This window comes from bacterium (assembly GCA_030654305.1).
Classification (GTDB): Bacteria; Krumholzibacteriota; Krumholzibacteriia; order LZORAL124-64-63; family LZORAL124-64-63; genus PNOJ01.
Map to the genome: position 1 here is coordinate 1 of JAURXS010000487.1, position 3,335 is coordinate 3,335.

The 3,335-nt window shown below is 73.1% G+C and carries 4 protein-coding genes; all 4 read left to right on the forward strand.

The window, feature by feature from the left end; genetic code table 11:
- On the forward strand, nucleotides 1-307 hold a 307-nt coding region (locus Q7W29_13955; GenBank protein ID MDO9172925.1), incomplete at its 5' end, for a sugar transferase.
- Nucleotides 307-675, forward strand: coding sequence for a holo-ACP synthase (gene acpS, locus Q7W29_13960; GenBank protein MDO9172926.1), 369 nt, complete (start codon nucleotides 307-309; stop codon nucleotides 673-675). The genes Q7W29_13955 and acpS, both read left to right, overlap by 1 nt.
- Nucleotides 676-818: 143 nt before the next feature.
- Nucleotides 819-1,745, forward strand: a complete 927-nt coding sequence (locus tag Q7W29_13965; GenBank protein ID MDO9172927.1) for a PhzF family phenazine biosynthesis protein — start codon at nucleotides 819-821, stop codon at nucleotides 1,743-1,745.
- 41 nt (nucleotides 1,746-1,786) lie between these two features.
- Nucleotides 1,787-3,335, forward strand: a 1,549-nt coding sequence (locus Q7W29_13970) for an acyl-CoA dehydrogenase family protein (protein ID MDO9172928.1), incomplete at its 3' end; no start/stop codon positions are given.

Sequence of the window (3,335 nt, forward strand, 5' to 3'; positions counted from 1 at the left end):
CCTGCGGCGCAGCAGCCTCGACGAGTTCCCGCAACTGTACAACGTGCTGCGCGGCGAGATGTCGGTGGTGGGCCCGCGCCCCCAGATCCCCAGCGAGGTGGCCGCCTACACGCCGGCCCAGGCGCGCCGGCTCCAGGTGAGGCCCGGGCTGACCTGCCTGTGGCAGGTGTCGGGCCGCAGCCACCTCGACTTCGAGGACTGGATGGAACTGGACCTCGAGTACGTGCGACGGCGCAGCCCGGCCTTCGACCTGCGGATCCTCTCGCGCACGATCCCGGCCGTCATCGAGCGCAAGGGGGCCTACTGATGCTCGGGATCGGCAGCGACATCGTCGAGGTCGCGCGCATCCGCCTCGCGATCGAGCGCCACGGCGACCGCTTCCTGCAGCGCTGCTTCCGTCCCGACGAGATCGCCCTGGCGGCCAGGCGCGGCGCCCAGGGTGCGGCCACGCTCGCCTCGCGGTGGGCCGCCAAGGAGGCCTTCGTCAAGGCGCTCGGCGCCACCGGTCCCATCGCCTACCGGGACATCGAGGTCGTCCACCGCGACGGGGGCCCGGCGACCCTGCGGCTGCACGGCCTCGCGGCCGCGGCCCTGCGGGAGCGCGGGGGCGGGAACGTCCTGCTGTCCCTCAGCCACGAGCGCGAGATCGCCCTGGCCGTCGTGGTCCTCGACTGACGGCCGCCGCGCCCCGCGGCCCGAGAATCGTCATCCCCGGTCCCGTCATCCCCGATCCCGTCATCCCCTGCTTGCACCGCCGCGGGCCAGCGGTTAGGATGCCCGCGACGTCGCCGAGTCCCGCCGCAACCACGGGGTCCCGCTTGTTCGAACGCGAATTCATGCACCTGGACCTGTACACCCGCGCGCCCTTCGGCGGCAGCCGCCTGACGCTGTTCCCCGACGCGACCGGCCTGCCGACGGCCCTGCTGCAGGTCATCGCGCGGGAGATGGGCACCGGGGAGACCGCCTTCGCGGAGCCCGATCCCGGCGAGGGCAACCGCGCCCGGCTGCGGATCTTCACGCCGAAGGGGGAGGTCCCCCTGTCCGGGCTCTCGATCATGGGCGCCACCTGCGGTCTGGACGCCTGCGGCCGGGTCGCGCGGGGCGGGGACGAGACCCGCTTCCACTGGCGCACCGAGGCCGGCGAGTTCCCGGTCGTGCTGTCGGAGGTCGACGGCGCGACGCTCTACTCGCTGGTGCACGAGCCCGCGGAATTCATCGGGCAGTACTACCAGCGGGGCAAGGTGGCCCGGGCGCTCGGCGTGGAGGAGACCGACCTCGCCATCACGGGCCTGCCCTGCGAGATCGTCTCGGCGGGCCTGCCGATCCACATCGTCCCGATGGGTTCGCTCGCGGCGGTGCAGTCCATCCGCTTCGACCGGGACGCGGCGCGGGAGATCTCCCGCGACCTGGGCTTCGGCGACCTCTTCGTCTTCACCTGCGAAGCCGAGGGCGCCGGGGTCGACGTGCACTGCCGCATGTTCGCCCAGGATTTCGGCATCCCCGAGGACGCGGCGACCGGCAGCGCGGCGGGCGCCCTGATCGCCTACATGATCAAGCACCGCCTGGTGCCGCCGGCGCCGCGCGTCCGCATCGTCTGCGAGCAGGGCCTGGAGATGAAGCGGCCCAGCCGCCTCTACGCCGAGGCCGAGGTCCGCGACGGCCGCTGCGGCGCCATCCGCGTCGGCGGGCACGGCGTCCTGCTCGCCCAGGGACGCCTGCGCTTCGACCAGGGATCGGTCGCCTGAGGCCGCCCCCCAACCCCAGCCACCGTTTCCAGGAGAGCATCATGACCCAGTCCGTCGGCCTGTCGCCCGAGATGCGTGAGATGATGGTCCAGACGCTGCGCCAGGTCGTGCAGCGCGACCTGCCAGAAGCCACCCTGCTCGGCCTGGATGCGCGCGACGAGTTCCCCGTCGCCTTCATCCGGCAGCTGCTGTCGCCCGACGTCGGCCTGCACCTGATCTTCCTGCCCGAGGCCGTCGGCGGTCTCGGCGGCGGCGCCTTGGACATCTGCCGCGTCAGCGAAGAGATGGCGGCGATCGACCTGGGCGTGGCGACCGCGTTCCTCGCGATCTGCCTGGGCACCGACCCGATCATCGTCGGCGGCACGCCCGAGCAGAAATCCCACTGGCTGGGCCGCATCGCCGCCGAGGGCCTGATCGTCGCCTACGGCGTGACCGAACCGGCCGCCGGCAGCAACGTGGCCGCGGTGCAGACGCGCGCCGACCGCGTGACCGACGCCGACGGCGCCGTCACCGGCTACCGGCTCAACGGCACCAAGCAGTTCATCACCAACGGCGGCGTGGCCGAGCTCTACACCATCCTGGCCAAGACGCCCGACGGCCCCTCCTTCTTCGTGGTGGAACGGTCGGCCCCGGGCCTCAGCTCCGGCAAGCACGAGGACAAGCACGGCATCCGGGCCTCGGACACCAGCGGCGTCGTGCTGGAGGACGTGGTGGTCCCGGCCTCCCAGCTGATCGGCGGCGTGGAGGGGCAGGGCCTCAAGCAGGCCAACGCCGTGTTCGGCTACACGCGCGTGATGGTCGGGGCCTTCGGCCTGGGCGCCGGCCAGGCGGCGCTCGACCGGGCCGTGCGCTACGCCCGCGAACGCATCCAGTTCGGCACGCCCCTGATCGAGAAGGAGGGCTACGGCAGCAAGCTCATCGCGCCCCACTGGATCGCGCTGGCCGCCGGCCGCGCCTACGTGGAGGAGATCGCCGGGCGCCTGGACGGCGGCGAGCACGAGCTGCAGGTCGAGGGCTCGATCGCCAAGTACTGGTCCACCGAGGCGGGCAACCGGGCGGCCGAGGCGGCCATCCAGGCCCTCGGCGGCTACGGCTACGCGCGCGAGTACATGGTCGAGAAGATCAAGCGCGACGTGCGCATCACCACGATCTACGAGGGTACCAGCGAGATCCAGCAGAGCATCATCTTCATGTTCCGCTGGAAGGCGACCGTGCGCGGCAAGGGCGCCTGGTACGAGGAGCTGGCCGCGGGGCTCGCGGCGCTCCACGCCGAGCACGACGGGCTGGGCGCCGGGATCGCGGCGGCGGCGGTCCGCGACCTCAACGCGACGATCCTGTACGCGCACGCCCGCAAGGCGACCAGCCGCCAGTCGCTGCAGTTCCGGCTGGCCGACATGATGACCGCCTGCGAGGTGGCCGGCGCCTTCTGCCGCCGGGCGGCCGCGCTGGCCGCCGCCGGCGACCCCGACGCCGCGGCTGTCGCCGTGATGAGCCGGGTGAACGCCCGGCTGGCGCTGGCGGCCGTGCGCGAGGGCGCCGCGGTCTGCGCCGCCGGTTGCGCGGGCGACGAAGCGGCGGCGGGTGGGGAGT